This is a genomic window from Paenibacillus radicis (ex Gao et al. 2016) (assembly GCF_014641555.1).
Taxonomy (GTDB): Bacteria; Bacillota; Bacilli; order Paenibacillales; family Paenibacillaceae; genus Pristimantibacillus; species Pristimantibacillus radicis.
In genome coordinates this window covers 514,344-538,634 of the sequence record NZ_BMHY01000001.1, presented here as the reverse complement: position 1 = coordinate 538,634, position 24,291 = coordinate 514,344, and the positions used below count along the sequence as shown (strand labels likewise).

Below are 24,291 nucleotides of genomic sequence, written 5' to 3'. Positions count from 1 at the left end.
TGGATATTAATACCAATTCATAATCAACAATTTCTGCGAAACTATTCGATGAAAAGGAGAACTATCCTCTTGAGAAAATTAGCTTTATTTCTATTAAATCTATTACTGAGTGTCATCCTCACGCTCATTGTTGCATCGCTCCTAAGCAATACAGGAGCAGATAGTGATCATACCCTCATTATAGCAATATTGATTACGCTTTCAATTCAGTTTTCATTTCTCACGACCATGTTTCTGATGAGGAATCAGCAATAACAAAATTGCCAGACTCCTCCCTCCAAAAACATCAATCAGCCCTTCACAAACAGCTCTGGCATATCTAACGCCATCGAAACATTACACAGCATCCCGCGGGCTAGAAAGTTAGTAGTACGCGCCTCCGCCTGATCAATCCCCGCTTGCTGGAAAGCATCAACGACCATCTGCTGTATCGAACCCATTCCTTGCTTTATCGATTGCCGAACCGCTGGTTCGTTAATGGTCTGTGCTTGCATTTGCAGCAAAATTTCATGGCGGTGTGACTGCATAACCGCCTCGTAGGCGCGAGTCAGACCGTCCTCCAGTTGTTCCGGAGATGCGGAGTCTATAACGCTTTGAAATTGTCCAATAATCCGCTGCCAAGATACTTCCAACGCCTCGACGAGCAATGACTCCTTGGTAAAAAAGCGATATACATACGGCTGCGAAATCGCAGCCAGCTCGGCCACTTGTGCCGTGGTCGCCCGGTAATAGCCGATTTCTGCAAAAACTTCAATTGCAGCAGCTACAATTTCAGCACGGCGATTCGCAGAAGCCGCAGTTACTTTTGCCATAGCTATTCTCCTTTCTTATACTCGTTATACGGTAATAGCATTATTGATTAACCAATCAATGTTTGAAATCATTATAGGCGACCCGCTCCCCTGCTGCAACCTATTTATTCATGCAACTCTTTTTATTCTATTGCGTCTAGAAATTATTAGGAAGTATCGTTGCAACCAACAGGAGGGTCAAGTTGAGAAAAACAGTAATTGCTTTATTAGGACTATTGCTGCTATGTGCCTGCCAAAGCCAATTTACCGCGGATAGCTGGGCTAGCGACCGTGAGAAAAGAAGCGAAATGTTAAGTGATTTATTAAATAAGAACAATAATCTTGTAGGCAAGACGGAGAATGAAATCATAGCTTTGATGGGCAAACCTGAAGAAAAGCTGGATGAGCCCTCTTCCCAGTACGTATATTATTTGGGCAGAGCCGGACTAGGCGTTGACGATAGTCTGCTCGTTCTCCAGTTCGACGAGAACTGGAAAGTGGAGTCCCATAAAATCCGCTACGATTAATCATAGCGGAAGTAAAATCTTCAAAGCAAAAGGACCTCTTACACCCGGATTGGGTAAAGAGGTCCTTTCCTTTTGACAAATGCAGGACAACGCCCGTCTTAGCTGTGGAAATCCGTTCCGGAAAGGACTGGTTTCACATATCCCGTCCGTACAACGAAATCACCGAAATGCTCGCCTTGCCCGCGTTCCGTTGCAAACCTGTTAATGATTGGCTTCAAAGTGTCGATAATTTCCTCTTCGCCGATATTTTCGCGGTACAGCTTGCTGAGACGATCCCCAGAGAAGCCTGCTCCCATGTACATATTGTATTTGCCCGGCGATTTGCCGATAAAAGCGATCTCACCCAGAGCAGGGCGAGCGCAGCCATTCGGGCAGCCGGTCATCCGAATATTGATTTCCTCTTCACGCAAGCCGGCGTCTTCTAGAATCGGCTCCAGCTTGTCGATAAGCGTTGGCAGGTAGCGCTCGGCTTCCGCCATCGCCAAGCCGCAGGTTGGCAACGCCACGCAAGACAAAGCGCTGCGGCGCAAAGCGGATAGATTTGAACCTTCGGAAATACCGTACTCTTTCAACAGTGCATTAATCTTCGCTTTTTTCTGACCCGTGATGTTGGCAATGACCAGATTCTGATTCGCCGTCATCCGGAAATCACCCGTATGAATCTTGGCAATTTCACGCAAGGCTGTTTTAAGCTTCAGCGTATCCGTATCGGCAATCCGGCCGCTTTGGATATATAGGTTGACGTTCCATTTGCCATCCTTGCCTTTTATCCAGCCGTACCGGTCACCGGTATGGTCGAATTTGAATTCACGAGCAGGCTCCAGCTCCCAGCCCAGACGATCATGAAGCTCGTCAACGAACCAGTCCAGACCATGACGGTCAATCGTGTATTTGAAACGTGCATATTTCCGCACGGAACGATTGCCGTAATCACGCTGGATGGTGACCGTTTTTTCAGCAATGTCGAGAATCTGATCCGGCGTACAGAAGCCAATAACGCGGGCAAGCTGCGGGTACGTTTGATTATCGCCATGTGTCATACCCATACCGCCGCCAACACTAACGTTGAAGCCGACCAGCTTACCCTTCTCGACGATGGCAATGTAGCCAAGGTCTTGCGAGTAAACATCGACGTCATTGGATGGCGGAACAGCGATGCCGATTTTGAACTTCCGGGGCAGGTAGACCGGTCCGTAGATCGGCTCGACCTCTTTTGTCGCTGCTTCCTCTTGCTCCAGACTATCGACGACCTTTTCCCCATCTAGCCATATTTCATGGTACGCTGGCGTCTTCGGCGCCAGATGCGTCGTCAGTTGCTGCGCCCAATGATAGATTTCACTATGAATCTCCGATTGATACGGATTCGGGTTGCACATGACGTTGCGGCTAACGTCTCCGCATGCTGCAAGCGTCGTCAACAACGCATGATTAATATCCTGAATCGTCTCTTTCAAATTCCATTTCAGAACGCCATGCAGTTGAAAAGCCTGACGGGTCGTAATACGCAAGCTGCCGCTGCCATATTTATCAGCCAGCTCGTCCATAACCAGCCATTGCTCCGGTGTCGATACACCGCCCGGCGTTACAACGCGAAGCATGAATTGGTAAGACGGCTCCAGCTTTTGTTTTTCCCGCTCGTTGCGGTAATCCCGGTCATCCTGCATATAACTGCCGTGAAACTTCAACAGCCGATTGTCCAATTCCGGCAAGCCGCCTGTAATACGGTTGGACAGAGACCCTACCAGAGAGCCGCGCAAGTAATTGCTTTCGACTTTCAGCAATTCCACGTCGCTCGGAGGTCCGCCAATCGGTTCAACTTTATGTTTCTTTGCCATTGCTGCCAACTCCTTTGCTTTTGCATGACGTACAAGTTACAACTATCTTCATCTATAAGTGCTAACGTTTAATAGACATCGCGTTGGTAACGGCCCTGCTCTTGCAGTTCCGCCAAGTATGCGGCGGCTGCTTCGGAATCTTTGCCGCCCTGCTGCTGAATGACCGTCAGAAGCGCGGCATGAACGTCATGCGCCATATGCTTCTCGTCCCCGCATACATACACATGCGCGCCTTCTTCGAGCCATTGGTAAAGCTCCTTCGCTTTCTCAAGCATTCTATGCTGTACGTACACCTTTTCCTTCGTGTCGCGGGAGAAGGCTACGTCCAGGTTCGTCAAGACGCCGTCTTTAAGCATGCGCTGCCAGTCGGTCTGATATAGAAAATCAGTGACAAAGTGGCGATCACCGTAGAACAGCCAGCTTTTCCCCGTCACGCCAAGCTCTTCACGCTCTTCAAGGAACGCTCGGAACGGAGCAACACCTGTACCAGGACCAATCATAATGACCGGGGTTTCCGGATTAACCGGCGGCTTGAAATTCGGATTTTGCTGAATGAAAATCGACAGCTTGTCGCCCGGCTCAAGCCGTTCTGAAGCTTGCACGGAGCACACCCCGTTGCGTTCTCTGTCATGCGCCTCGTACTGCACTTTGCGGATCGTCAGATGAACTTCCTCTGGATGCGCGCTGTAGCTGCTGGCGATGGAATAGAGGCGCGGCGGAAGCTTGCGGAGCAAATCCGCAATGTCCTTAGGCGCAATGGTCCATGGCGCGTAATCACGGAGCAAGTCAAGCAAGTCGCGGCCATTGATATATGCTTTTAACTGCTCTTTATTGTCCGGTTTAACGAGCTCTGCCAGTTTTTCGTTGCCGGAGTAAGCAACGGCCTTCTCCAACAGCGGCTTCGTCAGCACTGTAATCTCATAACGATGCTCCAGCGCGTTCCGCAGTGAAACGGTCTCACCCGATTTTCCAGCAGCAACTGGCTCTTCCGGGTTCCATTTCAATTCTTCAATAATACGTTCGACCAGCGCTGGATCGTTCTGCGGGTAAATACCAACACAGTCCCCTGGCTCATACGTCAATCCCGAGCCCTCAAGCGAAAGCTCCAGATGACGCGTTTCCCGGTCAGAACCGCGTCCGTTCAAGTTCAAGTTTTCCAGCACTTCAGCTTTGAAAGGGTTAACACGCGAATATTCCGATTCTCCGTCCAGGGAGACGGACGCAGCAGACGCTGCTGCAGAAGCTGGAGCGGCTGTTGCTCCGGCGGAAGAGCTTAATGCGCCGGCTACGCTGGCAATCCATGCCGATGCCGTTTCGTCGAAGTCGACATCGCAATCGGCCCGATCAACGATACGCTGTGCGCCAAGCTCCTCCAGACGCTTGTCGAAGTCCTGTCCTGTTTTGCAGAAAAATTCATAGGACGTGTCGCCCAGCGAGAGTACCGAAAACTTAGTCTCTTCCAGTCTAGGCGCCCGTTTGCCATGCAAAAATTCATAGAAAGTCAATGCATTGTCCGGCGGGTCGCCCTCGCCATGCGTGCTAACGAGAACAAATACATGACCCGCTTTCTTCAAGTTATTCGTCTTGAACTGATTCATCGAGGAGAGGGTGACTTGAACACCCTGCCCTTTCAGCTTCTCGGCGAGCTTGCCTGCCAAACGCTGCGAATTGCCTGTCTGAGAGCCGAAAAGAATCGTCGCATCCTTCGGAGCCTCAATCACCGCAGCAGCTGGAGCTTCCTGTACTGCACTGACGGCTTCAATTGCAACCGATGTTTCCGAGCCGGCGGCTGAAGACGCCCCCGCGCTGTAAAATGCCAAATACCCGCCAAGCCATTGAATTTGCGCGGGAGAAAGGGTCGGCAATAACCGATTGAAAAGCTCAGCTTGTTCTTCCGTAAATGGACTGTTCGTCACTTTGAGTTGCAACTACATTCACCTCGTATCGTTTTCGAAACGCATAATTCCAAGTTGGACGCTTTGTTTTATATTCTGACCTAATGCTACCTCAGCACCGCACTACGGTCAATGAATTACGCATAGTTTTCGCTATAAGAAATATTGTGAAATCATTCAGTTTTTCTTATAAAACGACAACACTCGCGAATAAGCCCTCGTCCAGACGAAATATCCTCTATTTTGAACGATTCTCTGCTGCGTTTAGAGCTCCATTGCGCTTAACATCACCGTTATTTTCTCAGCCTTCTATGTCCGATCAGTCTTCCATAAAGCATTGGCCTAAAGCCATGGAAAGCAATATAAACATACTAACAAAAAGGCCACCTCCAGATGCGGAGATAGCCCTTCAATTTACCCAATAAGCTGCTTGTAAAAGTTTAAGCCGCCGCACCAACTGCAGCCGACTTCGACTTGCGAATGCGCATTGCCATCACCGAGGCGAATAAGCAGAGGAAGCCCGCGACGGCAAACGGTACCGTATAGCTGCCTAATGCGTCGCGCAAGACGCCGGCACCGTATGCGGCAGTCGATGCTCCAGCCTGGTGCGCAACGACGATCCAGCCGAAGATCATGCCGGCCTTCTCTTTGCCGAAGGCATCCGAGGACAGCTTCGCCGTCGGCGGAACCGTCGCAATCCAGTCCAGCCCGTAAAAGACGGAAAAGATGAGCAGCTGCGTATAGCCGGAACCAAGCGCATACGGCAAGAAAATAAGCGACAGACCGCGAAGGCCGTAATACCAGAAGAGAAGCTTGCGGCTGTCGAAACGGTCGGTCAACCAGCCTGACAACGTTGTGCCTACCAGATCAAACAAGCCCATTAGAGACAGAAGTCCGGCTGCGATGACAAGCGGAATGCCAAAATCTCCGCAGGCCGGGATGAGATGCGTCCCGATTAAACCGTTAGTCGAGAAGCCGCAAAGGAAGAACGTTCCCGCAAGCAGCCAGAAGGTGCCGCTTTTGGCCGCAGAACCAAGAGCTCGGATTGGTGTCATAAACAGATTACCGGTGAAGGGAGCTGGCTTAACAATCGTCTCCTCCCCAAGCACGGGCACACCGAGATCGGAAGGATGATTGCGCATGCCGAAGGCGATAAGCGGAACAAGCAGCAGAAGTGCGCCGATGATCGCATAGATTGCAAAGCGCCATCCCCATAAGCTCGTTGCCTGAGCGATCAATGGCAAGAAAAGCAGCTGGCCGGTAGCCGCACTGGCCGTAAGCATGCCGATAACTAGTCCTTTATGCTTAACGAACCAGCGATTGGCAATGGTAACGCCAAGTACATTGGCAAGCGAGCCTGTTCCGAGCCCGACCAATATGCCCCAGATGACGATGAACTGCCAAATTTCCGTAATAAACGGTGTAAAGCCAATGCTTACGACTAGCAAAAGAATCGATAATAGCATAATTCTTGATATGCCGAACCGGGCCATAAAGGCTGCTGAGAAAGGCCCCATTAAACCATACAATAATATACGGATCGAAGCTGCAGCAGAAACATCGCTCCTGCCCCATCCGAATTCCTTCTCCAGAGGAAGCATGAGAACGCTAGGCACCGAGCTGATTGCCGCCGAAATGAGCAGCGTCGCGAATACAATGCCTACAATAATCCATCCATAATAAAACCGTGAAGTTCTCTGTAAATTAGTCACGGGAAAGCTCCCTCCGCTTTATCAATGTAATCGAAACAGTTGCATTACAATTCATAAAAAAACTTACTCCACCGCGAGGACCATCGTCTCCTCGTAGATCGTTTCCATATTCGTGCGGGACAGTTCTTCCCGAAAGGCCTGTTCCGCCGCACCGTAATATTTCCGCAGCGTCGGTTGAATGCCACGGCCAATAGAGCAGCGTTGATTAGGCTTGCTATGGTGCATCTCCTGCAAAGGCTGGTCGACAACAGCGTCGTACACATCAAGCAGCGTTATATCCTGCGTGGAACGGGTCAGCTTCCAGCCGCCATTCACATTGCCCCGCCGAACATCAACTAGCCCGGCTTTGTGCAAGCTGCCAAGAATTCTTCTTATAAAAACAGCATGAGTATTGACACTCTCTGCTATGGCTTGTGATGTTACATAAACGGAGAGGTCGCCTTTTTTGACCTGTTCATAGCGAATGCGGGACAAAATATGCAATGCAACGGTAAAATGGCTGTTGGCTCCCATGTCATCACTCCTTTAATAGAACTAATATAGTTACATTAGATCTTCTTGTCAATATTAAATTTCCATATTTCCTGTCTCCACACCTTTTCTGGGCAGACGAATACAATGGTCTATGCGAACGCCTATAACCGCAATTGAAAGGAAGGAATGGCATGGCTGTTTCCTATATGGACTTTACATCACCATCCGTACAATTTACTTATGATTTAAGTAACAATCCGTTTTTCAAAAAAGATTCGCGCAATTACATCAACGCACTTGGCATTCAGCAGTTAAATACGCTGGGCAACGTATCGTTGCTCGATATTTTTCTCAGTACGGGCAATGTCGTTGAACCTCACATTCATCAGAACGCTTCGGAGCTTGTATTCTGCATTTCAGGCGCTGCGCTCGTTTCCCTTATTAATCCCTTCACCAAGCAGCTGCTCAACTATCAGATTCAACCCGGCCAAGTGGCTAATATTCCTCAAGGCTGGTGGCATTATGAAATGGCTACCGTCGATAATACCCAATTGCTAGCTATCTTCGATGCGCCAGTTCCTGAATTCATCCCCGCGTCCGATATGCTGCGACTTACGCCAGCAAGCGTATTCGCCCATACCTACTGCCTCGATGAAGCCAAAGTTAAAAACACGCTTGCGCCAATTACAGATACAGTCGTCATTGGACCGCCAAGCAACTGCCATAGAGAAGCGGATCAAGATCCGGACCAGCCGGCCTATCGCCCTTCACAAACTTCACAGCCACAGGTTAACAACTATGCTGAGCCTTCCTTTAACGGCCATATCGGCAACGGCTGGAGCTACCCGGCTCGTAACGGATATGGCGGTTACGGGTACTAAACCTGAGTCACAGACAAACTTCCAGAGGCTTCTGCGGATAAAGCAGGAGCCCTTTTCCCTTTCACGGGGTTAACGCACATAAAAGACAAGCGGAATTACATAGCTATGGATAGATGCACGGACTCATGCTCATTATGAATTTGATTTCATTAACGGTCACGGGAGGCAATGAATGCGACATGAACGATGAACGTTCCAAGAACGGACCCCCTTTTCCTATTCCGCAGCCAATCCGCAGTGACGGTGCGGGAGGACCGGATTTCGGCCCCCGTGATATTATGCGGGACTTGGAAAACCCGGACATGCTGGTTCCTCCGACTACAGATGCCGGCTTGATGCCCAATCTGAAAATGTCTTTCTCTGACACGCATATGCAGCTTAATCACGGCGGCTGGTCGCGGGAAATTACGGTCCGTGATTTACCGGTTGCTACGACGCTGGCGGGCGTCAACATGAGCTTGACGCCCGGCGGCGTACGGGAGCTGCACTGGCATCAGCAAGCGGAGTGGGCTTATATGATTTGGGGAACAGCACGTATTACCTCTGTCGATCAGAATGGACGCAACTTCATTGCCGACCTTGGCCCCGGCGATCTGTGGTATTTTCCGGCCGGGCTGCCCCACTCCATCCAAGGGCTGGCTGAGGGCTGTGAATTTCTGCTCGTCTTTGATGACGGTAATTTCTCAGACTTAAATACATTATCCATTTCCGACTGGTTCGCACATACCCCCAAGGATGTGCTGTCGGCCAATTTTGGCGTGCCGATGGAAGCTTTTCAGAATATCCCGGATGATCAAGTGTATATTTACCAGGATCATGTACCCGGCACGATCGAGAGTCAGGAAGTGCAGTCCCCCTATGGTAAAATACCGCTAAGCTTCAAGCACCGCTTGCTTGCCCAGCCTCCGCTGCGCACACCTGGCGGCAGCGTCCGGATCGCGGACTCCGCCAATTTCCCGATTGCCAAGACAATTGCAGCTGCGCTTGTCGAGATCGAGCCGGGCGCAATGCGGGAGCTGCATTGGCATCCTAACAATGACGAATGGCAATACTATCTTTCGGGGCAAGGGAGGATGACTGTATTTGGCGGAAACGGAAGAGCGCGCACCTTCGATTATCGGGCTGGAGATGTCGGTTATGTCCCCTTTGCCTTCGGCCATTACATTCAGAACACGGGAACGGAAACGCTCTGGTTTCTGGAAATGTTCAAAAGCGACCGGTTTGTCGACGTATCCTTGAACCAGTGGATGGCGCTGACGCCGCAGGAACTGGTAGCAAGCAATCTCCATGTGGGTCCAGAACTGCTAAACGTATTGCGCAAGGAGAAATGGCCGGTCGTCCGTTATCCGGGTTTCTCCTATTATCCGAGGTTCCTCAGCCACAAAGAATGATAAAACAATAAAAAGCCCGGGTTCATGAAGAACCCGGGCTTTCGTCCGTCGCTTACTATTTCAACGTGTCTCTCACTTCAAGCGTACGCTTATTCCATTTTTCCGTTTCTGGAATCAGTTGATTGATATCTGCGCCCTCAAATACGATTTTATTCAAGAGATCATTCCAGTTGTACTCGCCCCATGCAGGAACAGTAACGCCTGGTTGAATTTTAGCGTTTTCTTTGGCAATTTTAACCGCTTCTTTGTTTTTGCCTTCCCACATTGGCGTTTCGTCATAGTAAGCCGTCAACTCAGGATCGATGACGGAAGCGTTCGCGCCTTGGTCGATCTTCCATTTTTGAGCTTCTTTGGAGAATTGGAATGCGATCCACAAGAACGCTTCTTCTTTATGCTTCGAACCGCTCAGCAAGGACAGCGGACCGTAGATCGTGTAACCAGGCTGGCTTACTTTGCCTTTAGGGAAAGGAAGAACGTCCCACTCGAATTTAGCATCTTTTTTCAAGTTCGGAAGCACCCAGTCGCCGCCGATAGCAAAGCCTGTTTTACCATTGATGAACTCTCTTGTTACATCGCCTGTTTCCGTTGCTTTTGCAAAGCTTTGCATCGAACCGTCTTTCCAGACGAATTCGGACAGCCATCTTACATCGTTCATAACTTCTGGCGTGTTAAGCAAGCTTTGCGTCATATCTTCGTTCAGGTAATGAATGTTCGCTGCGTGACCGTCAGCAATTGCTTTCGTGCTCAATACGCGCATTTGGAACTCAGGCTGCGTCGTCAAGCCGTACTCGCCTGCTTCTGGATCGGTAATTTTTTTGGCGATTTCGCGGAAATCGTCATACGTCCAGTCATTAGCCGGGAATTCTACACCATGTTTCGCAAGCAGATCTTTGTTGACCAGAATCCACATTGGAACGTCAACGAAAGGAACAGCAAGCTTTTTGCTTTTCCAAGTCATCGTATCGAAAAAGCCTTCTGGCAATTGAACTTCATTGAAAGTTGGATCTTTCTCAATGTACGGAGTCAGATCTTCCAGCAGGCCGCTTTGATCATAAGTGATCAAGTCGGAATCGATCCAAGTCAAGTCGGCAGGTGTACCCGCCGCTTCCAGGGAAGCGATGATTTCCATGATCGGCTGGCTGTTTACCGGAATTTGCTCAATTGTAATCCAAGGGTATTTTTCATGGAATTTGTCATAAAGCTCTTGATACGAATCCGACCAGGAGATCAGTTTCAGCGTAACAGGCTCTCTGTTCTCAGGAGCTTTCGTCGCTTCAGCCTCTGCTGTAGGTGCAGTCGTTGCTTCGCCCCCATTGCCAGGCGTATTTTTGCCGCTGTTACCGCCCGAGCACGCGGACAATACAAGTGTTAATACAAATACAAGCGTTAGCATCCAAGCAAAGCTCTTTTTAGTTTTCATTTAACTTCCTCCTCATGAATGATTGACCCTAACCGTTCCCCTTAAAGCGCATACATAATTGCGGATGATGACTGAACGCCGCTGCAATGAAGCATACTTGCCGAATTGCCTTCTATTTGGTCTGATGCCGGGTTCGGCCATCACCTCCCTAACGGAATGTAGGGGGCGGCTTTCTGCCGCCCTCTGAAGCTGCCGATTACTCGACGATACCCGTCCGCTCAATGCCGCTGACGAACCATCTTTGCAGCAGCATGAAGATAAGAATCGGCGGTAAAATGATTAAGAAAGCTGCAGCCATCTTCGTGCCTTCGGTAATCGGATTCGTAATGGTACGGGTGTTGCCAAGAAGCGTAGGATTGAGCACTTCTTCCAGCATGTCGAGACGAATCGAAAGCGGTGTAAAGCCCTTCGCCAGAAACATGGATGGCTCGTAGTACATATTCCAGTACCAAATGAATGAAAAGAGGAATACGACGAGACAAGCCGAGCGGGCCAGCGGCAGCATGATGCCGAAGAACAACCTTGCTGTCGAAGCGCCGTCCAGCTTGGCGGCCTCTTCAAGACTTGGCGGCTGCGACCGGAAAAACTGGCGGAAAATGAGAATGAACAATGCGCCCTTCAAGCCCTGCCCGAAAATAGCGGGAATGAGGAAGACGAATAGCGAGTTGAGCAGCCCCATTTTACTGAAAATGACGTAAAGCGGAATGATGATAACTTGCGGCGGAATGAGAAACGTCAATATAATGAGCGCCGTAATCAATCCTTTAAATGGTACGGACAGTCTCGCAAGCGCATAGCCGGTCATCGCGCATACGACAACCTGAACCAGCGAGCAAGTGACGGCGATCAACGACGTATTCCGCAAAGCTTCCGGATATTGAAGCCCTTTTATCGCCTTGGTTACGTTCTCCCAGGTGACTTCACGCGGAATCCATTTGACCGTAGGGTCCAGCAAATCCGACATCGTCTTGAACATCGTGCTGACCATGTACAAAATCGGCTGCAAATACAGATATGCTACGATAGACAGAAGCAAGTAAATAATGAGCTTAGCGATGAGTCCGTCCGATACGTTCCGGCCAATGACGAGAAGCTTAGCCTTCTGCGCTCTGCGGCCCCAGAATACGGAGCGGACGCTGCGGCCTATGCGCTCGAATTCCGTTTTCACTGCGGTGATCATGAATGAGCCCTCCTTGTCTTAAGGCTTCGGTTGAATAGCCAGAGTACAAGGGCGATCAGCACGAAGATAAACGCGAAGTAGATCCATGCCAGCGCGCTGGCGTAGCCGTAGCCGGTGTCGACTTTGAACATATTGTCCCTGACATGGGCAAGTACCGGATTAAGCGGGAACGTGAACAGATCGATGATCGTGTACAAGACGTTCAAGCTGATGAACGGCACGCATGCCGGAAGCGTAATTTTCCAGAAGCTGTCCCAAGGGGACGCGCCGTCGATTCGAACCGCTTCATAGATGGTTGGCGATATCGTCTGGAAGCCCGCGATGAAGATCAGAATCTGTACGCCGGAATACCAGAGAATGAGAACAGCCTTACCGAGAATGTCCATAACTGTTCCCGCGAATTGCGCGCCTACATATTCCTCAACGATCGGAAGCAGATTGTACTGCTCCAGAAATGGAATATCGCCCGCTCCTTGAAGGAATAGCTCCGAGAGCACCTGGCCCGTTGCGAAGATTACCGGCAGAAAGAACAGTGCCCGATAAATAAATCGTCCGGGAAATTTCTGATTGAGCATCAGAGAGATCAGTAATGCGAAGATAACGATGATTGGCACCATCAGCAGCATTTCCTGAAAGTACGTAATCAGCTCAATCGGGAACACGTTATCCTTCAGGAAAGCGTCGCGGTAATTCCGCATCCCGATCCATTCGTATTTAAAGCCGCCTACGCTCACCTGCACCTTATTAAAGGTCATGAACAGCGACCAGCCGATCGGTATAGCGACAAACAGACAGAACCCGATAATCCACGGCAGCATGAACAATAAGCCAACGCCGTATTTTTTTCCTTGGTATAGGCGCTCTACACGTCTTCTAGCCTTCGCATTCATTAAGCGCCCACCCCTTTCTCTACATAAAACGTTTTCCTGCCGTAATCGACAACGACGCGAGTGCCGTCTTCATAGGTTGTTGCAAAGACGTCCTTGGACAGCTTCTCGTGATTATCGATACGCTGCGCGTACAGGCCGGACAAGGAATCGAAAGCTTCGTATTCCTGCAAAATCCGATCCGTCCATTTGTCGTACTGACTGCTGAACAGATAGCCCGACGCCGTGTATTTCAGCTTTCTGGACTCGTCGTGGGTCAGGAAGAAGGACGGCGTAGCGCCGTATTCAATCGCCTTCAAAAACTCCTCTTCTACGTCGTTGCGCAGGTTGCCGTCTCCAAACGTATACGCGGTGTGCCCATGTACAGCAATCGGATAGAACGGTACCGTCTCATCGACCATGAAGTCATAGCTTGATTCGCTTGGCATGCCAACGATGATGTTGGAGCCTGCGACCGTGTAGTCGTTGCCTCGGTATACGCCGGCATGACCAAGCGTCTTTTGCGTATACTTCAGCAAGCCTTCATAAACGCTGATCGTATTTTCCCTCGTGCCGATCAACGATTTATCATAGTCGTGGAACACCATCTCGCCGACCCAGTTGTATAAAATGCCCGAAACGCCGATATCCTTCAGCTTGTCGATTGTTTCATAAGCCATAGCAACCGTACGCTCCGGCTTGTTGATGAACCAGCCTTCATCGATATACACAGTCCCGTCAATGCCACGGATACCGTTGTTTTTGCCGGACAGTTCCGAATTGTCCTGATTCATCCAGACAAAATCATCCTCGAACATGACGTCGACGTCCTTCTTGCGCATCTCCGAGATAAAGTCGCGCGCCGCACTCTCTCCGCCAAGCTTCGGTTCAATCGGGAACCGTTTGTACAGATCATAGTCGCCTTTGCTCTGCCAGCCGTAATAGATAATGTCCATATTTTTGACGCCGCGGTCATACAGCGTATTTGCAATTTCAGTCGCTTGCGGGAACGTTGTTGCCGCCACGTACTGAATCCGGCTGTACGCTTCGGTGAAGTTGCCGCCCATCAGCCTGAGCGTCAGCGGTACATGCTCGACCGGCTTCATCGCTTCTCCAAGCTTGCTTGCCTGCTCCAAGTAGCTGCGGTATGACTTTGCCATCCCGACATAATCGGCATCTTTGCCGTTCAAGAACCGGTATTCAACCTCGCGATCCGTCTGAAGGCGCTCCTTCTGAATCGCTTTCATCGGAGCTGCCAGCCGGCTCATCCGGTATAAATATTCCTCCCGGTAAATTTGACCAGAGAAAATGTTGTAGAACGTTGATTTCAACCCCGGCGGCATCGCCGAAATGTTGGCTGAATCGCCGCCTTTGGTCAATACAGCTACAAAAGCGTTATTGCCTCGCTTCACTCCAAATACGGGATAAGCGATATTTTCCCGGCGTTCGCCGGACCGGCTCCAGTTGCCGGCATTCGTCAGTTCAAGTCCATAGACTTGATGGCTATAGCCGCGGGAGACGCCTGCCCGTTCTTTCTCAAATTTGATCAGTCCGCCCGGACCGTCAGGAACGAACAGGTAACCGTCCTCTGTGGCGGATGCCGCTCCGAAATACGGGAGCAGCTCGATGCTGAATACGGCGTATTCGCCTTCTTCCTTAATTCCGTCCGTTGGAATTCGCGCCTTCAACCCTTCTTTTGTCAGCTCATATTGAATGCTGAAGCTAAGGTTCTTATCGGGGAGCGAATACGTCACTTGAACGAGGTTCTCATTCGCCGAAATTGATTTCTTGAGCTTCGGATCCAGCGCATTCGTCACTTCCCGAATCGTCTGATCCTTGCCCTGCGTACGGACATAAGTCAAAACGAAAGGCGACTGCAGGTTCGTGAGCAGGGTGCCTTTGACCTTCTCCTCCGCTAGCTTCTCCTTTGGCGGATTGCTGGTCCAGCGGAAGCCGGACCGTTTGTCGGCCACTGCTACTTGTGTCGTAACCGGATCTACATAAAGCGTATAATCGGCGTTGGACAATGCTTCGGCGAAGCCGTCCGCCCCTGCCGATGAAGGCTTCCATTCTTGCCCCGCCAGCACGGCAGCACGGTCAGGCGTCAGCTTCTCGATGCCTGTTTTGATCATGGCTTGTGCTGGAGTTACCTCATCTTTTTTCACCAGCTGAACAATGACGATCACAAGCACGATAGCCAGCACGATGGACGATACGAGCTTTACGCGAAGGGAAAGACGCTTGATGAAATTAGCCAATGAAGGTCACCTCCTTGTAAAGCTGGTAGAAGAAATCGTACAGATTGAAGGTCAAGCCGAATACGATAAAGGCGAACAGCCAGATCGTACCGATCGTAAAGACCGTTATAGCGATGTTCTTGATTGACTCCAAGAAATCGAAGTTGTGAATGACCTGCGTCATTACGATGAGCATGACGCCCATCCAGATAAACGTAAGAGCATTCAACGAATCGACGATGACCCGCTCATCGAGCGTTACAATGTTCGATAAAAGAATCGTCGGGATGGAGAAGAAGATATACGGAGCTAGCGCATACGCACTGCCTTGAATAACTTCCCGGAATTTCCCTTCACCGTCCTTAATGCTGCATACGAGATAGTTCGCGATGATCCATGTCACCCATGGAACGACGAACAATCCGAGACTGCCAAACAGATTGATTTGCGACAGCTCCACCGGGTTGAACAGGAATCCGGTGTAATACATCGAAATGATTTTGACGGCAATAGCTCCCACCAGAATTAAAAGAATAATCCAGGATGGAACCCTTGCTTCTTTCAACCGGTAAAAGCCCTGGTAAGGATGGAACATGACGTACCAGAAATTACGCAAATCCTGTACCGGCTTCTCCCAGGAAGCAGGCAGCGGATACCGTCTAAAGAAGCTTCGGATTAAGCGCGGGCCGTACATGAACAATGCAATGAGTACTGCGATAATGGCAGCCGCCAGCAAGAAATGATTTTGCAGCCAGGTCAGACGAACTTGCCAGTATGCCTTGGAATAGCTTTTCGTATCAAATGCCGCTTTCAGATACGACAGCGCTTCATGCTGCTCATTGTCATGCAGATAAACTTTGCCAAGCCCTTGGAATGTACCGTTGTACATGTCGTTGCGGGCGTATACGCGATCCCAATAGGGTTCACTGTCCTTATAGCGCCCTTCCTTATAAAGAGCAAGCGCGTTCATTACATCGCTGCCAAATTCGGTGAGCTTATACTTGTGGACGGTGCCTACGCGGCTGTCCGAAATCCAAATATTGTGATCAGCATCGACACCGATACCCGTTGGATATCCAAGTACCCCGTATTGCTGCGTGCCGTTGTCTACAAAACCAAAGGCGAACAGCGCTTCTGCGTTGTCGTCATAAATCGTGACGCGCCCTTCAAACATATCAATATCGTAGAGGAATCCGCGTTCATCGATCGCTGTGTCAACGATACCGTGCCCATTCTGGATCGTTTTGTTCTTTAGCGCGTCGACGCCGCCAGCGTTCAGCTTGCGAATTGCACCTTGGCCAAATCCGCCTGCTGTCGCAGTGTAAATAAAGCCGTCATTGTCCAGTGACACGTTCGAGATCGGACGAGGCAGCGCCGCGAGTTCCTTCGCAAGCTGTTCTTTGTTCAGAATGAGCTTCTTGAGCCAGTTCAGAACCGTTTGCTGCGCTTTGTTGGCGCCAAAGTAGCCGAGAAACTCACCCTCTTTGTTGATCCGCAGCAACCCTTGGTACGAGGAGTTCAGATTGATATACATAACGCCCCGCCGGTCGACGACCAGCTTGGTCGGCACGAAATGCTCCGTTTCCAGAAAAGTCGATACCGGTTTCTTATATTCGCGCACGAACTTGCCATCCGTCCCGAATACCGCAATGCGCTGATTGCCAGAGTCAGCGACGTACACTTGCCCCTCCGGCGTAACGAACAGACCTTCTGGGGCGCTAAGCATCCCTGGTCCTTCCTCGTCACCGATTGTCTGAATGGAGGAGCCGTCGTTATCGAGCACGAAAACCTTTCCCGCTCCTTTATCGGCCACATATACGTTGCCATTCGAACCGACCTGAAGATCGACAGGCTCCGTAAATCGTGCCCCCGTCGTCTCCGCCGGCTCATAGATCGGCTGAATGCGCAGCCAGGTCGCCTGGTTGGCATCGTAATAGCTGGTCCGGTAAGGAAGCTCTGCATGCGTCGCTTTAGGCAAGGCAAGGAAACAGACCGCCGCCAGAAGCAGCAATGTGACAAATTTCTTCATCGTTACGACTTCCTTTGCTGGTTGAATTACTTGATTCCGGAATGCACCATCGTCTCAAGCACTCTCTTTTGAAACAGTAGGAAAATAATGAGGTTCGGCAGAAACATGAGCAAGCCGGCTGCTGCCGCCATATTTTGGCCGGCAACGCTGTTTTGAAGCCCGCTCAGCAAGCTGTTGACATAGAAGGCAAGCGTTCGCATCGTCTCTTCTTGCATGAACAGCGTGGATGTCTCGACGTCGCCCCATACGCCCTGAAAGGTCAGGATCGAGATGGTGGCCACTGCCGGTACGGACAAAGGCAACACGATTCGGGCAAAAATGCCGAGATGGCTCGCGCCGTCAATTTTGGCTGCCTCCAGCAGCTCGCTCGGAATTTGAGAGATAAATCCGACGAGCATGAATACGGCGACAGGAGAAGCAAGCGCCGGCAAAATATGGCCGAAATACGTATCGTTGATGCCAATGCCGCTAATGATCAAGTACCGCGGAATGCCGACCGTTTCCGGTGCGAACATGAGCGACAGCGTAATCATCGACATAATGAGTCCCTTGAAATGGAACCGGTATTTCGCGAGTACATAGCCCGCCATCGTACTGACGAGGATAACGCAGCCAAGCGTTAGTACCGCGATAATAATGCTGTTGAACAAATACCGGGTGAACGGTACCGTCGCGTTGGACGCGTGCAAGATAAGCGACTCGAAATTCCGAAACGTTGGACTTTGCACGAAAAAACGCGGCGGAAACAGGAACAGCTCATTTTGCGGCTTAAAGGCATGGTTGATGATAAAAATAATCGGCAGTGACATAAATACCGCCAGTGCGGTAAGGCAGCTGGTCAGAACGGCTTGAAACGCCGTGATTTTGCGTAGTTTGCGAAGCAGCATCGTTTAAAGCTCCTCCTTTGAACCGAACAATCGGGTAGCGAACCTCATCGCGAAATAGCTGAAGATAAGGAGCATGACCGATACGGCCGAAGCGTAGCCGAGCTCGAAACGGATGAACGCGTAGTCGTCGATATGATTGATAATCAAGTGACCGGAATACGAAGGCGTGATCGGCATCCCCGTCAATTGCGTCGAGATTCCGCCTGCCTTCAGTGTGCCGACGATAGACATCACGGCGCTGAATAGCATCTGCGGCTTCATCGAAGGAATTGTAATGTAGAATACCTCTTGCAGCCGGCTCGTAATACCGTCGATTCGTCCGGCTTCGTATAGCTCCCGGTTAACCGTCTGGAGGCCGGCGAGCATCGCTAGAAAGCCAACGCTGAAGCTGGTCCAAAGCGATACGACGATCATGATCTTAAGCAAATATTTCGGATCCTGCAGCCAGATGACCGGACTGTCAATCCAGCCCATGCCGAGCAGGAAATTGTTAAAGTAACCAACCCGGTCGCCGCTGAAGGCAGCGATCCAGACGACGGTCAATGCTACCCCGCCGGCCATGGAAGGCGCGTAGAAAGCCAGTGTGTAATAATCCCGGATCTTCATCGGAAGCTGATGAATCAGCCATGCGAAGGCGAATGACAGCAAGTAGCCGCCGGGACCAACGATTAAAGCGAACAGAAACGTATTCGGGATCGCTTTTGTCAGAAAGATGATGTCTTGCGTGAACAAAGCGATGTAATTGTCCACCCCGATGAAATGCAGCTTGCCGAAGCCGTCATAGGACGTAAAGCCCAGCGTCGCGGCCATGACGACCGGAATGACGATAAACAGCAGGAAGCAGATTAGAAACGGAGCCAAAAAGAAGTAAGCAAAGCTATCTCTTTTAATATCCAGCAAGAAACGTTTCAATTTCAGCCGGACGGAAGATTTCCGTCCGGGTTTGGCGAGACTGGGAGTCAGCTCGGTATTCATTTGTCAGTCTCCTCCCATTCATAAGGTTCGGTCGCTTGCGGAATATGCAAATTGTCTGTGCTCTTGATCCCGAAGTTTCCTTGTCTCCGGTTCATCTCCCGCTGCAGCGAAAGCTGCGCCTGCTCGAGCGAGTCTTGCGCCGGGATATTTTCCATTACGGTACGGTTCCAAGCGAATTCCATCTCCCGAGTCAGGAAATAGTAGCCAGGCACATACGGCATGTTTTTCGCCCAGCGAGACTGTTCGCGCAATGCGGTCAGATCGTCGCTCGGCCAGCTCAGCGATTTCATCGCTTCGACGTTAGCCGTATTCCAGCGGAACTCAAGTCCGTAGAAGGATTCGATGTCGCTTGCGTATTGCGATTGAACCTCTGTGGAGGTCCACCAGTCTAAGAACTGCCAAGCCTGATCCTTATTGTCGCTTTTCTCCATAATGACCGCTGCTGATACACCTTGCGGCGACCATCTCGCCACCGTGCCATCCTCTTGCTTCACACCAGGAAGCGGAGCGATTTTCCAATGGCCTGTAATTTCTGGAGCTGCAACAAGAAGCTGTACATAAGTGTTGAAGTCGGCAATCCCGATCGGAATGTCGCCATCCCGGAAATGCTGGAAGAACGCCGGAATATCAATCGGCAGGTTATATTTTTTGTACAGATCGGTCCAGCGCTTGAATGCGAACTGGCCGCCTTCGCTAGTCAATTGTGCGTGCAGACCGTCCGGGGAATACACCTCAGCTCCATTCTGGAAGAACAGCGTCGTAAAGTCCGCTTTCGGATAACTCATCGTCATCCCGTTCTCCTGAAGCGTTGGCAGAAGCTTGAACAAATCCTCCCACGTATCCGGTGCAGTCAGACCCAAATTCTCGAAAATGTCTGTCCGGTAAAACATAACCTGGAAGTTTTGCACTTCCGGCAATCCGTAGACACCTTCGTCGTAAACCATAGAACGGCTCACGCCCGGAATGAAACGGTCGAACACTTCCTTAAAGTTCGGAAATTGCGATAGATCCGCTACTGCGTCCCGCATTGCATAATCGGCAGGGGTAGATTCGCCAACCCCCAGCGCGACATCCGGTACTTCACCAGCCGCGTTGCCCAAGATGAGCATATTCGGATTCGGCATCAGGTTAATGTTGACCTCAATGCCCGTCTTCGGTGTAAAGTCCTGATCAACCAGTTCACGGAGCAGCTCGGCGTAATCCCGGCCGCGCTGTACCCAAACGGTAAGTGCTTCTTCTTTGTTATGCTTGCGCGTATCATAATCCATGTAGAAGGAACGGGCGAAATCGGTAACCGCATACGGCACTCTGGATAAAGCGCTTGCGGTTTTCAATCCCGTATCGGTTTCCGGTGTCCGTACAACGATGTAATCCAGCAAAAGCGGCTGCTGCGTCAACGTTGCAAGCCATGTGCCGATATTGTTCTGAATCGTAGAGAAGTCATTTACTTTTACTGGAATTTCATTAACGTCAATAGCCATCTTCTCCAGCAGTGCTATCGAAGATTTGATCGCCTGAGACAAGTCGGAGTCAACGCCATTTAAACCGTCAATATAGCTTCTAACATCCGTCAATCGTTTAATTAAACCAGCAATCGTCTGCTCGACCTGCGGATCAAGTTTTCTCATATCCCATGTACGGGTGGAGTCGATGTTAGCGTCGAAGCCGGATTTGCTGTAGTTGCCTGTAAGAAGCCGGATGTGACGATCATAGTCCGCAAGCTCGGCCAGCGTATCCCTCAGTGCCAGAAATACCGGCTGTACAAGAGAGGAATCCGAGGTCAGGCGCAGTGTGTGCTCGCCTTCGGTCAAGTAGAACGAGTAGGTTTCGCCTTCCTTGCTCGAAAGCGTCTTAATAACGAATTCTTTCTTTGTTGGAAGGCCATAATGGAGCATTTCCCGGAAAGGCACCTCGCCATCTATCGACAACGTGCGGTAAGCCTCAAATCCGTTGCGGTAATCTTGGAAAGCCTTCAGATCGATTTCGTACCAGCCGTCCTTCGGAACGTTCATGCTCCATTCCACCCATTCTCCTGGAAGACGCCACCGTTGCCCGCCCAGAACGTTGTAAGTAATACGTCCCTTCGGATCGGGAGAAATATGCGGTTCTGACCAGAAGTCGGTCTGAATGGCAATGCTCGATTTCTGTTTCACATGCTCCGCTTCCAGTACGGAAAACCATTCTTCCGAACCGGACGCTTCAGGATGTAAGCGTTTGTAATCTTCATAAGACGGAATCGCTTTCGGCGGCTGAAACGAAAGTTCGGCAATGATTACCGGCTCTCTTACTCCAACCAGCTTCAAGGTGTGCTCGCCTTTCTCCAGATGAAACAGCAGCGGCTCGGAGGAAGCTGCGAAATGAACGGCCGCCTTCTCTCTCCATTCGACTAATTCCATTTGCGAAGGACGAACCTGCTGTCCGATTTCATTGCGTTCATACGGGAATTTCGAGTCTTTCCATAGCCGTTCCAGCTCGATGCGCTCTGCTTCGGCAAACGGGTACTTTCCATCAATCTGGATACCGCGTACGATGGAAGCATTGCTTCCCGGCATCGCCTTGTACTTGAAATGGAGCTCATACCAGCCCGCTTGCGGAGCGTTCAGCTTCCATTCCACCGAGCCCTTCTCATTCTCCCAGCGGATCGCCGCAGCGTTGCCGCCCTCGCCGTCGCCAGTTTGCAGCATCGCGTCAGGCGATGCGTTCGAGTAATCCTTGGGGGCAATGACAATTGGCTGCAGTCCGCTTTGCGCCGTTGTGTCTTTGTCCAGCATCAGCTTTGCGTACGGGATTAGCGCATCTTTGCTCTCGAAGCCTAGCAATTGCTCCGGCGAAACGGAAGTAGCGTGAATTACGGGCTCGCTGCCGCCGACCCAGCGGACGACTCCAAAGATAAGCGCTGCGACAATCAAGAGCCGCAGAGCGATGCCCATCAGTTTCCGCTTTCTCATCTTTCATCTCCTCCGGCTGCGAGCGACACGCCCGTCTGCTCGTCGAAGAAATGAACCTTATTCATATTGAAACCGACCAGCAGCTTCTGTTCCTTCGTATAGACGGTTTCGGGATCACTTCTGGCAATAACGGTCTTCTCGCCGATTTTCACATAGACGTAAGCATCCGATCCGGTCATTTCGCTCATTTCAACGAAGCCGCGCACGAAGCCGTCATCAGGCTCGCTTCCGTCATCTTCCCGCAATTGGACATACTCGGGACGAACGCCCATAATGATGTTCCGCAATGTGCGGGCAGATTGTTCGAACTGATCGTATTGCTGCTCCGATACAGGCAGCTTCAGCCGGCTGTTGGAGAAGTAATAGCGTCCTTCCTGACGAATGATATTGCCTTCCAGAAAGTTCATTTGGGGCGACCCGATGAAGCCGGCGACGAACATATTAGCCGGTTGATCGTACAGTTTTCTCGGAGGCGCAACCTGCTGTATGACACCATCCTTCATGACAACGATCCTCGTGCCCATCGTCATCGCTTCCACCTGGTCATGGGTAACGTACACCATCGTACGCTTAAGCTCCCCTTGCAGCTTGATCAGCTCGGCCCGTGTCTGGGCACGCAGCTTGGCGTCCAAGTTCGACAACGGTTCGTCCATGAGAAACACTTGCGGTTCGCGGGCAATTGCACGGCCCAGCGCCACACGCTGCTTTTGACCGCCGGACAGCTGACTCGGCTTGCGCTCCAGCAAATGCGAAATCTCCAATATTTTCGCTACGCGATTTACCCGCAGCTCAATGTCATGCTTCGCCGTCTTTCTCAGCTTCAAACCGAGGGCGATATTCTCGTACACAGATAAATTAGGGTACAACGCATAATTCTGAAATACCATGGCGATGTCCCGGTCCTTCGGCGAAGTGTAATTGACAAACTTACCGTCGATATACAAATCGCCTTTCGTAATTTCCTCCAGACCTGCCAGCATGCGCAGCGTCGTCGATTTCCCGCAGCCGGATGGCCCGACCAATACGAGAAACTCCCCTTCCTCTATGGAAAGGTGGAAGTCGTCGACCGCCGGACGCGACTCGCCCTTATAATGCTTGTATACATGGCTGAACGTAATGCTTCCCACCCTCGCTCACCTCTCGTGAAGTATTTGCGACTATCTCCTGACATTTATGTTACCTTACCGATACCTTCCGGCTGAATGAGTGATTGTTTGCTTTTACAGTCGAATATTGGCTTGTATTTTTGTTTTCGATTCCCCTCACTCCGTACTTCTCCGTCAATAGAGGCGCTCAAGCAGCGTCTCCAGCTTCCGTCTATGTGCGCCAGGAATGAACTCATGACCGTGATAGCGGTGCACCGAAATTTCCTTCGAACAGTTTAAATGGTTATAAGCGGCGAAAATCGTAGAAGGAGGCGTAATATTGTCGACAAGTCCCACCGTCATGAACGTGTGACAGCGAATTCGGGTGCCTATATTCATGACGTCATGATAGGCGAGTGTTTTCCGCGCCTGCTGTTCGATTGCAGGGTCGGAATAACGGCGGAAATATTCATTCAGCTCCTGATAAGGCATCGTGTCCGCCGTATCAATAATCCGCTCGAAATTTGTAAATCCCGGATAGTCGGCGCAGGCCGCGACCGGTATGGAAGAGAATGCAGCGGCAGCCAGTGCAATGCCTCCGCCTTGGCTTGCTCCCGCAACAGCAATCCGTCCGCCATCCACCTCTGGAATCGAAGACAACACCTCTATCGCACGGACAGCATCCATGAAGACGCCCCGGAAATAATAATGCTCGGGATGCTGAATTCCTTTCGTCAGCCAGCCTGCAATAGAGCCGTGCGGCGAAATGACGTTGTCGCTGCTGCCGCCCTGCTGTCCGCGGGTAAACATATGCAGCACTGCATACCCCTGCAGACATAAATTAACCGTTTCATGAATGTCCCCATCCGGAGACCAGTTGTAGCCATGATACGTAACGATGCCGGGCAGCTTCCTTTCTCCAATAGGAAGCGCCAGCCACCCTTCAATAGCAGCGCCTTTAAAACCGGCAAAGCTGACTTTGAACAATTCTGCCCGGCGGCTCGGATAAGCGACTCTGGCCAGCGAATATTCGATCGGTGTTTGTGCCAGCTCTTCCAGCGAGCCATCCCAAAATTCGTCAAAATCCTCCGGCTTCGTTAACTCAGGCTTGTACGCCCTCAGCTCATGCAACGGCATATCGGTTTGCTGGGCCATGTT

18 protein-coding genes are annotated in these 24,291 nt (G+C 50.7%); 3 read left to right on the top strand and 15 right to left on the bottom strand.

The annotated features are described in order from the left end of the window. Positions 1-290: 290 nt before the first annotated feature. Complete coding sequence (locus tag IEX98_RS02185; protein WP_188887294.1) at positions 291-812, bottom strand: TetR/AcrR family transcriptional regulator; 522 nt, start codon at positions 810-812, stop codon at positions 291-293. Between the two features lie 182 nt (positions 813-994). On the opposite strand from IEX98_RS02185, the gene IEX98_RS02180 reads away from it, so the two are divergent. Continuing rightward, entirely contained in the window at positions 995-1,318 is a 324-nt protein-coding gene (locus IEX98_RS02180) for a hypothetical protein (protein ID WP_188887293.1), read from the top strand. Between the two features lie 98 nt (positions 1,319-1,416). Here IEX98_RS02180 and cysI read toward each other — a convergent pair whose 3' ends face one another. From cysI to IEX98_RS02160, 4 genes are all read right to left on the bottom strand, one after another. Next, on the bottom strand, positions 1,417-3,153 hold the full coding sequence (cysI, locus tag IEX98_RS02175) for an assimilatory sulfite reductase (NADPH) hemoprotein subunit (RefSeq protein ID WP_188887292.1): 1,737 nt from the start codon (positions 3,151-3,153) through the stop codon (positions 1,417-1,419). A gap of 68 nt (positions 3,154-3,221) precedes the next feature. Next, positions 3,222-5,081 (bottom strand): assimilatory sulfite reductase (NADPH) flavoprotein subunit, encoded by a 1,860-nt coding sequence (locus IEX98_RS02170; RefSeq protein WP_188887291.1) that lies wholly within the window; start codon positions 5,079-5,081, stop codon positions 3,222-3,224. 407 nt (positions 5,082-5,488) lie between these two features. Next, on the bottom strand, positions 5,489-6,760 hold the full coding sequence (locus IEX98_RS02165) for an MFS transporter (protein WP_188887290.1): 1,272 nt from the start codon (positions 6,758-6,760) through the stop codon (positions 5,489-5,491). 63 nt (positions 6,761-6,823) lie between these two features. Beyond that, positions 6,824-7,273 (bottom strand): Rrf2 family transcriptional regulator, encoded by a 450-nt coding sequence (locus IEX98_RS02160; RefSeq protein ID WP_188887289.1) that lies wholly within the window; start codon positions 7,271-7,273, stop codon positions 6,824-6,826. 152 nt (positions 7,274-7,425) lie between these two features. On the opposite strand from IEX98_RS02160, the gene IEX98_RS02155 reads away from it, so the two are divergent. Both IEX98_RS02155 and IEX98_RS02150 read left to right on the top strand, forming a co-directional pair. Beyond that, entirely contained in the window at positions 7,426-8,115 is a 690-nt protein-coding gene (locus IEX98_RS02155; protein WP_188887288.1) for a cupin domain-containing protein, read from the top strand. Between the two features lie 179 nt (positions 8,116-8,294). Further along, on the top strand, positions 8,295-9,506 hold the full coding sequence (locus tag IEX98_RS02150) for an oxalate decarboxylase family bicupin (protein WP_188887287.1): 1,212 nt from the start codon (positions 8,295-8,297) through the stop codon (positions 9,504-9,506). 55 nt (positions 9,507-9,561) lie between these two features. On the opposite strand, the gene IEX98_RS02145 is transcribed toward IEX98_RS02150, so the two are convergent. The 10 genes from IEX98_RS02145 to IEX98_RS02100 all read right to left on the bottom strand — a co-directional run bounded on the left by IEX98_RS02145 (position 9,562) and on the right by IEX98_RS02100 (position 24,288). Continuing rightward, positions 9,562-10,926 (bottom strand): ABC transporter substrate-binding protein, encoded by a 1,365-nt coding sequence (locus IEX98_RS02145; RefSeq protein WP_188887286.1) that lies wholly within the window; start codon positions 10,924-10,926, stop codon positions 9,562-9,564. Between the two features lie 196 nt (positions 10,927-11,122). Next, positions 11,123-12,106, bottom strand: coding sequence for a carbohydrate ABC transporter permease (locus IEX98_RS02140; protein ID WP_042163050.1), 984 nt, complete (start codon positions 12,104-12,106; stop codon positions 11,123-11,125). Next, positions 12,103-12,996, bottom strand: coding sequence for a carbohydrate ABC transporter permease (locus tag IEX98_RS02135; protein ID WP_188887285.1), 894 nt, complete (start codon positions 12,994-12,996; stop codon positions 12,103-12,105). Before IEX98_RS02135 ends, IEX98_RS02140 begins: the two co-directional genes overlap by 4 nt. Then, a complete protein-coding gene (locus IEX98_RS02130) occupies positions 12,996-15,230 on the bottom strand; it encodes a DUF5696 domain-containing protein (protein WP_188887284.1) in 2,235 nt (744 codons plus the stop codon). Before IEX98_RS02130 ends, IEX98_RS02135 begins: the two co-directional genes overlap by 1 nt. Continuing rightward, a complete protein-coding gene (locus tag IEX98_RS02125) occupies positions 15,223-17,238 on the bottom strand; it encodes a YIP1 family protein (RefSeq protein ID WP_188887283.1) in 2,016 nt (671 codons plus the stop codon). Before IEX98_RS02125 ends, IEX98_RS02130 begins: the two co-directional genes overlap by 8 nt. 26 nt (positions 17,239-17,264) lie before the next feature. After that, the gene (locus IEX98_RS02120; protein WP_188887282.1) at positions 17,265-18,125 is read right to left on the bottom strand and encodes a carbohydrate ABC transporter permease; all 861 of its coding nucleotides are present in this window, start codon (positions 18,123-18,125) and stop codon (positions 17,265-17,267) included. Positions 18,126-18,128: 3 nt separating this feature from the next. Next, positions 18,129-19,100, bottom strand: a complete 972-nt coding sequence (locus IEX98_RS02115; RefSeq protein WP_188887281.1) for a carbohydrate ABC transporter permease — start codon at positions 19,098-19,100, stop codon at positions 18,129-18,131. Next, on the bottom strand, positions 19,097-22,048 hold the full coding sequence (locus tag IEX98_RS02110) for an extracellular solute-binding protein (RefSeq protein WP_188887280.1): 2,952 nt from the start codon (positions 22,046-22,048) through the stop codon (positions 19,097-19,099). The genes IEX98_RS02115 and IEX98_RS02110 overlap by 4 nt, the downstream gene beginning before the upstream one ends. After that, on the bottom strand, positions 22,045-23,175 hold the full coding sequence (locus IEX98_RS02105; RefSeq protein ID WP_188887279.1) for an ABC transporter ATP-binding protein: 1,131 nt from the start codon (positions 23,173-23,175) through the stop codon (positions 22,045-22,047). Before IEX98_RS02105 ends, IEX98_RS02110 begins: the two co-directional genes overlap by 4 nt. Positions 23,176-23,328: 153 nt before the next feature. Continuing rightward, positions 23,329-24,288 (bottom strand): acetylxylan esterase, encoded by a 960-nt coding sequence (locus IEX98_RS02100; RefSeq protein ID WP_188887278.1) that lies wholly within the window; start codon positions 24,286-24,288, stop codon positions 23,329-23,331. Between the last annotated feature and the right edge of the window lie 3 nt (positions 24,289-24,291).

Excerpts from the sequence above, each read along its gene's own strand:
- IEX98_RS02100 (WP_188887278.1), bottom strand. The coding sequence starts at position 24,288 with ATGGCCCAGCAAACCGATATGCCGTTGCATGAGCTGAGGGCGTACAAG.
- IEX98_RS02110 (WP_188887280.1), bottom strand. The coding sequence starts at position 22,048 with ATGAGAAAGCGGAAACTGATGGGCATCGCTCTGCGGCTCTTGATTGTC.
- IEX98_RS02185 (WP_188887294.1), bottom strand. The coding sequence starts at position 812 with ATGGCAAAAGTAACTGCGGCTTCTGCGAATCGCCGTGCTGAAATTGTA.
- IEX98_RS02140 (WP_042163050.1), bottom strand. The coding sequence starts at position 12,106 with ATGATCACCGCAGTGAAAACGGAATTCGAGCGCATAGGCCGCAGCGTC.
- IEX98_RS02160 (WP_188887289.1), bottom strand. The coding sequence starts at position 7,273 with ATGGGAGCCAACAGCCATTTTACCGTTGCATTGCATATTTTGTCCCGC.
- IEX98_RS02145 (WP_188887286.1), bottom strand. The coding sequence starts at position 10,926 with ATGAAAACTAAAAAGAGCTTTGCTTGGATGCTAACGCTTGTATTTGTA.
- IEX98_RS02155 (WP_188887288.1), top strand. The coding sequence starts at position 7,426 with ATGGCTGTTTCCTATATGGACTTTACATCACCATCCGTACAATTTACT.
- IEX98_RS02135 (WP_188887285.1), bottom strand. The coding sequence starts at position 12,996 with ATGAATGCGAAGGCTAGAAGACGTGTAGAGCGCCTATACCAAGGAAAA.
- cysI (WP_188887292.1), bottom strand. The coding sequence starts at position 3,153 with ATGGCAAAGAAACATAAAGTTGAACCGATTGGCGGACCTCCGAGCGAC.
- IEX98_RS02120 (WP_188887282.1), bottom strand. The coding sequence starts at position 18,125 with ATGCTGCTTCGCAAACTACGCAAAATCACGGCGTTTCAAGCCGTTCTG.
- IEX98_RS02115 (WP_188887281.1), bottom strand. The coding sequence starts at position 19,100 with ATGAATACCGAGCTGACTCCCAGTCTCGCCAAACCCGGACGGAAATCT.
- IEX98_RS02125 (WP_188887283.1), bottom strand. The coding sequence starts at position 17,238 with ATGAAGAAATTTGTCACATTGCTGCTTCTGGCGGCGGTCTGTTTCCTT.
- IEX98_RS02150 (WP_188887287.1), top strand. The coding sequence starts at position 8,295 with ATGAACGATGAACGTTCCAAGAACGGACCCCCTTTTCCTATTCCGCAG.